6 protein-coding genes are annotated in these 6,818 nt (G+C 67.1%); 2 read left to right on the top strand and 4 right to left on the bottom strand.

All coding sequences use genetic code 11. The features are described 5' to 3' along the window. Both G3I41_RS30555 and manA read left to right on the top strand, forming a co-directional pair. Window positions 1-261, top strand: a 261-nt coding sequence (locus G3I41_RS30555) for an ROK family protein (RefSeq protein WP_164403767.1), incomplete at its 5' end; no start/stop codon positions are given. Window positions 262-312: 51 nt separating this feature from the next. Next, window positions 313-1,515, top strand: coding sequence for a mannose-6-phosphate isomerase, class I (gene manA / locus G3I41_RS30550; RefSeq protein ID WP_164403766.1), 1,203 nt, complete (start codon window positions 313-315; stop codon window positions 1,513-1,515). Window positions 1,516-1,713: 198 nt separating this feature from the next. Here manA and G3I41_RS30545 read toward each other — a convergent pair whose 3' ends face one another. The 4 genes from G3I41_RS30545 to G3I41_RS30530 form a co-directional block, all read right to left on the bottom strand. Next, the gene (locus G3I41_RS30545) at window positions 1,714-3,339 is read right to left on the bottom strand and encodes a cellulose binding domain-containing protein (RefSeq protein WP_164403765.1); all 1,626 of its coding nucleotides are present in this window, start codon (window positions 3,337-3,339) and stop codon (window positions 1,714-1,716) included. 149 nt (window positions 3,340-3,488) lie between these two features. Continuing rightward, on the bottom strand, window positions 3,489-4,364 hold the full coding sequence (locus tag G3I41_RS30540) for a carbohydrate ABC transporter permease (protein ID WP_239081919.1): 876 nt from the start codon (window positions 4,362-4,364) through the stop codon (window positions 3,489-3,491). A 23-nt stretch (window positions 4,365-4,387) separates the two neighbouring features. Then, window positions 4,388-5,359, bottom strand: a complete 972-nt coding sequence (locus G3I41_RS30535) for a sugar ABC transporter permease (protein ID WP_164403786.1) — start codon at window positions 5,357-5,359, stop codon at window positions 4,388-4,390. Between the two features lie 89 nt (window positions 5,360-5,448). Next, complete coding sequence (locus tag G3I41_RS30530) at window positions 5,449-6,768, bottom strand: ABC transporter substrate-binding protein (RefSeq protein ID WP_164403764.1); 1,320 nt, start codon at window positions 6,766-6,768, stop codon at window positions 5,449-5,451. Window positions 6,769-6,818: the final 50 nt, after the last annotated feature.

Raw genomic sequence — 6,818 nt, 5'->3', positions numbered from 1 at the left:
CGGGCGCTGGCGGCCGCGATCGCCGCGACGGCGGCACTCGTGGAGCTGGAGCGCGTGGTCATCGGCGGCGGGGTGGCCCAGGCGGGGGACGTCCTGTTCGCGCCCCTGCGGCGCCACCTGGCCGACTACGCGGTCCTCGACTTCGTGCGGGACATTCCCGTGGTCACCGCCGGCCTCGCCCTTGACGCCGGGCTCGTCGGAGCGGCCGCCGTTGCCGCGTCGGCACTGGAGTCCGGCCCCGTTCCCGCCCTGCACTCCTGACCCCGTCGAACTAGGCAGGTCCGACGCCTGCCGAAGCGTAAGGACACGTCCGTGGACCCGCTCGTCAACACCATCCGCCCCTACGCCTGGGGCTCCACCACGGCCCTGCCCGGCCTGTTCGGGGTCGCCCCGGACGGCCGGCCGCAGGCGGAAATGTGGATGGGGGCGCACTCGTCGGCCCCCTCCTTGGTCCGGCGCCCGGATGCGGATCTGCCGCTCGACGCCGTGATCGAGGCCGCCCCGGCCGCCGAGTTGGGCGATGTGGTGCTCCGGCGCTTCGGTCCCCGGCTGCCGTTCCTGCTCAAACTGCTCGCGGCCAACGCGCCGCTCTCGCTCCAGGTCCACCCCGACCTGGCCCAGGCCAAGGTCGGCTTCCGCATCGAGAACGCCGCCGGCATCGGACTCGAGGCGCCGCACCGCAGCTACCGCGACGACAACCACAAGCCGGAGATGGTCGTGGCCCTTGACGCGTTCGAGGGGCTGTGCGGATTCCGGACGCCGTCGGAGTGCGCCGGGCTGCTCGCCGCCCTCGGGCTCGAAGAGCTCGACCCGTACGGCCGGGTCCTGAGGACCGAGCCGGAGGAGGACGCGCTGCGGGCGGTGTTCTCCGCGTTTCTCGCGCCCCCGCCCGGCCTCGTCGCGGTGGTGGCCGGGGCGGTCGGTCGCGCGGCACGGACGCAAGGACCGCACCAGGCGGACTTCGAGCTCTACGACACGATCGCGCGGGCGCATCCCGGGGATCCCGGGCTGCTCGCGGCCCTGATGCTGCGGACTGTCCGGCTGGGTCCGGGCGAGGGGCTGTTCCTGGGGGCGGGCGTTCCGCATGCCTATGTGCGGGGGCTGGCGGTGGAGATCATGGCGGCCTCGGACAACGTGCTGCGCTGCGGTCTGACGTCCAAGCACGTGGACACCGCGGAACTCCTGCGAGTGGTGCGGTTCGACGCTCCGCCCGTTCGCGTCCTGAGGCCGGTCCCGGAGGGGCCGGAGGAGGTGTATCCGGCGCCGGTGGACGACTTCCGGCTCTCGCGCGTCCGGGTGACGGAGGAAGATGCGGCCGCGGTCCTGGACGCGACGGCGCCGCACATCCTCGTCTGCACGCGCGGGGAACTGCGCCTGAGAGGTTCGAAAGGTGACGTGCGACTCGGCCCGGGCGGCTCGGTGTACGCGTCTGCAGGGGAGCGGGTGGTGATCGAGGGGGACGGGGAACTTTACCGGGCGACGGTCGACACCGGGACGTCGCAAGTCCTGCGCTGAGGGGTCGATTCCTACGCATCTGGGAGCCTGTAACTAGACCGGTATTGTGAAAGGACTCCCCCGCCTCCCCTCACTTATGCGACCCAGCGAAGAAGGCGGTCGGCGCGATCGCACGATACGTTTCCGCGCCACCGGGTGAAGCGCACGCGCTGGCTCCGCGGCAGAAATGCCGCTGAGCCGGCGCGTGCTTTCATCGGGTCAGGACGTGGTGCGCGTCTTGCCGTTCAGGGTGACCTCCGAGGCGGGGCCGTTCGTGTCTGCCTGTGAGGTGCCGCTGAACCCGAAGTTCACGGTGGCCCCCGGCGCGATCGAGACGTTGTAGCCGGAGGGGTGGGTCGCGGTCACGTGCCGGCCGTCCTGGACCTGGGTGGCGTTCCAGATCTGGGTGATCGACTGGTTGCCGGGGAAGTTGAAGGACAGCTCCCAGTTGTCGACCGCGGTGGTGGCGGTGTTATGGGTGGTGACGTCCGCGTTGAACGTGGAGCCCCAGTCCGAGAGCCGGTAGGTGACCTCGCAGGCCCCGCTCTCCGTGGGCGTGGGAGTCGGGTCGGTGGGGTCTGTCGGGTCAGTGGGGTCTGTCGGGTCAGTGGGATCGGTCGGTTCGCGCGTGGGGGAAGGCGTGCGGCCGCTTTTGGCGGCCATGGCGGCGGAGTGGTCGCGGAAGACGGCGGGTTCGGGCGCCCCCTCGGATACGCCGAACTTGCCGTCGATGTTCCGGTCCTGGTACCACCAGAAGGCGCTGCCGTCACCGCCGGCCGCCTCGAAGTCGGCGTGGATCTCGCTCCACCAGGCGGCGCGATCCACGTGGTGGACGTCGAACTCGCCCATGAAGAAGGGCTTGCCGATCTTTTCGTGGGAGTCATTGATCCAGGTCCGGATCAGCTGCTTCGTCTCGTCCAGCGACAGGTCGGCCCAGGACTCGATCGGATACGGGTGGGCTGAGGTGAAGTCGAGGTACGGCGACTGCTGGAGGTGGATGAAGGGGTTGCCCTCGTCTCCCCCGAAGCCGTAGTCCGTGCCATGGCCCTCGATCCCGGCGCCCAACAGGTGGTTCGTGTCGATGCCCTGGACGAAAGCGCCCATCTCGTCGACCCAGGCGCGCAGCGTGGTCCCGTCGACATTCCCCTCGGGGCTCTGAGCCTCGTATCGAGGCTCGTTCATCAGATCCCAGGCGAAGATGGTCGGTGCATCCTTGTACTTGACGCCGGAGTAGTGGTTCGTCCGGTTCAGAGCGTGGCTCACGTAGTTCTTGTACGAGGTGAAGCACCCGGGGCAGCGCTTCTTGTCGGAGAACGCGGCCCGGGCCGGCTGGCCGCCGGACAGCCCCTCCCAGTGCAGACGGGTGTCGATCCCCCCGTAGGCCTCCCAGTAGTTCTCGAGAACGGGCATGAGTCGCATCCCATGGCGCCGGGCGGACTCGACGATGTAGTCGAACTGGGCGAACTCCTGGTCGTTGTGGACGCCTTCGGTCTTCTCGAAGCCGTGCCAGTCCTCGTGGCTGAACATCCAGAGCCGGACGACGTCCACCCCGTCGTCGTGCATGCGGGCGAAGTGCGCGTCGATGCGGTCCTTGTCCATGTACTCCGGCTCGGTGGCGCCGGACCCGGAACCGAAGGTGAACAGGTCGTACGCGTTGGCCCCGGCGACGTAGTACTCCTTGCCGTCCAGGCAGAAGTGAGTGCCGCAGCGGGTCGCGGTGGGTTCGGCGGCGGCCGACGCCGCAGTGGGCCGCGCGAGGGACAGAGAGGTACCCGCGAGGGCGGTCAGCAGGAGGAGCACCAGAGGCCACCGGTACCTGTTCCGGTGGTTGGGGGGTGACTTCACATGGCGTCTCTTTCGTCCGAAGGGAGGTCGGTTCGGCTTGCCTGTTCGTCCAGCGCTCAACGCGTTGCGGTGGGCGGCGTGCGCGTGGGCACGGCAGTGCACCGGACCTCTCGTCGGGGACCGGTGCCGGCCGGGTGGGGTGCCGAACGCTACTTCGTCGCCCCCTGGGCGAAGCCGTTGTAGATGTAGCGCTGGAGGAACAGGAAGATCACCAGCGTGGGGACGATGACGAGAACGGCACCCGCGGAGATGTTCTCCCAGTGGGCTCCGAACGGACCCTTGAAGCGGAACAGAGCGGTGGAGACCGTGCCGAGTTCCTCCGATGGCATGTAGAGGAAGGGGATGTAGAAGTCGTTGTAGACGGTGATCCCCTTGATGATGACCACGGTCGCGATCGCCGGCTTGAGCAGCGGGAAGATGATCTTGCGGTAGATCGTGAACGAGTTCGCCCCGTCCAGCCGTGCGGCCTCGTCCAGGGACACGGGGATGCCCCGGATGAACTGCAGGAAGATGTAGATCGAGACGATGTCCGTACCCATGTACAGAAGGATCGGCGCCCAGCGGGTGTCGAACAGGCCGAAGCTGTTCACGACCTGGAACGTGGCGACCTGCGTGGTGACCCCGGGTACGAGAGTGGCGATCAGGAACAGGGCCATCACGAGCTTCTTGGCCCGGAAGTCGAAGCGATCGATGGCGTAGGCCGTCATCGATCCGATGATCACGGTGCCGGTGATGGAGAACAGAAGGATGAACGCGGTGTTGCCGAAGGCCGTCAGCATGTGGCCGTCGGAGAACGCGGTCGCGTAGTTGTCGAAGTTCAGCCAGTTGCCCGGGAGCGACAGGGCGCCGCCGTCAGTCGCTTCCGATGAGGTCTTCAGCGAGGTGAGGAACACGACGGCGAGCGGGAGGACCACCACCAGCGAGGCCACGACGAGCGACACGTAGACGAGTGTCTGCCCGATCCGGCCGCGCAGGCGGACCCGGCGCGGGCCCGGCACGGTGCGGGAGCGGCCCGCGGTCTTCATGGCTGCGGTCTGCGGGGCCGTGGTCATACGAGGTCCACCTTTTCGTCGGGCACGAGCCGGCGCTGGATCCAGGTGATCAGCAGAATGATCAGCAGCAGCACCACGGCGGCCGCCGACGCCAGCCCGGTCTTGTTGAACTGGAACGCGAGCTTCACGGTCTGGATGACGAACGTCGAGGTGCCCGTCGCACCGCCGGTCATGATCCAGGGGATTTCGAACACGGCGAGCGAGCCGGAGATCGCGAGGATGACGCTCAGGCTCAGTACGGGCCTGATGCTCGGGGCGATGATGTGGCGGAACTGCTCCCACTTGGTAGCGCCGTCCAGCTGGGCGGCCTCGTAGAGCTCGCCCGGGATGGACTGGATCGCGCCGAGGAACAGGACGAAGTTGAGACCCGTGTAGCGCCACACCGAGACGCCGGCGAGCGAGGTGTTGGCCGAGGTGGGGTCACCGAGCCAGGCACGGTCGGGGTTCTGGCCGAACCAGGACAGCACGGTGTCCAGGGTGCCGCCGTCCTGGAAGAAGTACAGGAAGACGAATCCGATGGCGACGCCGTTGATGAGGTAGGGGAAGAAGAGCAGCCCCTTGAACAGGTTGCGGAAGCGCAGGTCGAAGCTGAGCACCGTCGCGAAGTACAGCGCGATCACGATCTGGACCGCGGATGCCGCGAGGTAGTAGAAGCTCACGAAGAACACCCGGAAGATTTCCGGCCGGGTGAAGATCTGAACGTAGTTGTCCGCTCCGGTGAAGTTCCGGTCGGGGCTGATCCCGTCCCAGTCCGTGAAGCTGTAAAAGATCATGTTGCCCACGGGCACGTAGGTGAACGTGATCAGGAGCGCCAGCGGCGCCAACAGGAACAGCCAGGGCGTGGCGCGGCGGAGCGACCAGCCCCGGGTGCCGCGTGTCCGTGGGCCAGCGCCGGTGGATGAGGGGCGGCGCCGGTGGGGCGTCGCACGGTGCGTCTTCACGCTCACCGCCTCGGTCGTCTCGGTCATGTCGCGCCTTTCGTCATCCGCGTCGGTCATGCGGTCAGTGCCTGGGCGGGGGGCCCGGCCGGGGTCGTGCGGCCGGGCCCCGCGCCGGATCAGGAGCCGACTGTCTTCGCGGCGTCGTCCCACTTCTTGTTGAGCTCGCCGAAGTAGCTCTCGGCGCTGCCCTTCTGCGCACCGCGGGCGATGTCGATCAGCTTCTGCCGGTAGTCGGGCTTGTTGAGACCGATCTCGGCGGCGTTGTCGATGTCATTGACCGTGCCCGTCTTGCTCTCGGAGCGCTCAACGAACATGACATCGTTGTCAATAAATTCCTTGAGGGTCTCGGGCATGGGAGCCGACTTCAGGGTGGGCACCGCGCCCTCCTTGGCCGAGTAGCCGGACTTCTCGGTGAACCAGTCGATCCATGCCCGAGCGGCTTCCTTGTGGTCCGAGTGGATGTTGACGGCCTGCTGGTAGTCCGAGACGAGCGTGGCGCACTGCCCCTCCTCGCGCTGGACGGGGACCGGCATGTAGCCGATGTCGTCCGGGTTCTTCCCGGCCTTCTCGGCCGCGTCGCGCATCTGGCTGATCGCCCAGGAGCCGACCATCATGGAGCCGATCTCGCCCTTGGCCAGCTTGCTCTTGGACGCCTCCCAGTTGGTGGTGCTGGGGTCCTTCTCCGAAAGCCCGTCCTTGACGATGTCGAAGAGCAGGTTGTCGATCACGCCGAGCTCGCTGCCGGACTCCCACGGCGACACCGGGCCGGCGAGCTTGTTGTTCGCTTCCTTGTCGCAGGTGACGGAGCCGATGTTGGCGGACCACTGGACCAGCGGCCAGCCATCCTTGAAGTTGGTGTAATACGGGGTCGACCCGGTCTTGGCCTTGATCGCCTTGAGGTCCGCGATGAACTCCTCCGGAGAGTTGGGCCAGGCGGTGATGCCCGCCTTCTTCCAGAGGGCCTTGTTGTAGACGAATCCGTTGGCTGTGCCGAACTGGGCGATGCCGTAGGTCTTGCCGTTGACCTCTGTCTTATCGCTGAAGCGGTACTTGGCGGACATCGGGACGGAGGGGCCGAGCGGTGCGAAGAACTTGGGGTAGTCGTTCTTGGCGACAGCCGCCGGGATCATCAGGACATCGCCATACTTGTCCGTGTTCATCCGGATCTTGACTTCACCCTCATAGTCGGTGAGACCCTCGAACTTCACCTTGATCTTGGGGTAGACCTTGTTGAACTCCGCCGCGTAAGCCTTCATGGCCCCGCTCTTGATCAGGTCCGTCCGCTGAGTGAGGACCGTGATGGTGCCGCTCGCCTTGCTTGCGTCGGCGGGGGCGGAAGCCGTCTCCGTGGACGGTGAACCGCTGCCGCTGCAGCCGGTGACCGCCACTGTCGCGATGGCCAAAAACATACCTGCGAGTGTCCTGGTCTTCCCCATGTGCCCTGCTCCCTTGGACGGCGGCTCGGGTCTGCGCCGGATGTCGGCAC

The sequence above is a fragment of the Streptomyces sp. SID9727 genome, from assembly GCF_010550605.1.
Taxonomy (GTDB): domain Bacteria; phylum Actinomycetota; class Actinomycetes; order Streptomycetales; family Streptomycetaceae; genus Streptomyces.
Note: the sequence above shows the minus strand (reverse complement) of the source record. Positions and strands in the feature narration are given on the sequence as shown.

What these genes read in the sequence shown, in the direction of transcription:
- G3I41_RS30540 (WP_239081919.1), bottom strand. Translation starts at nt 4,364, where the DNA reads ATGAAGACCGCGGGCCGCTCCCGCACCGTGCCGGGCCCGCGCCGGGTC.
- G3I41_RS30535 (WP_164403786.1), bottom strand. Translation starts at nt 5,359, where the DNA reads ATGACCGAGACGACCGAGGCGGTGAGCGTGAAGACGCACCGTGCGACG.
- G3I41_RS30530 (WP_164403764.1), bottom strand. Translation starts at nt 6,768, where the DNA reads ATGGGGAAGACCAGGACACTCGCAGGTATGTTTTTGGCCATCGCGACA.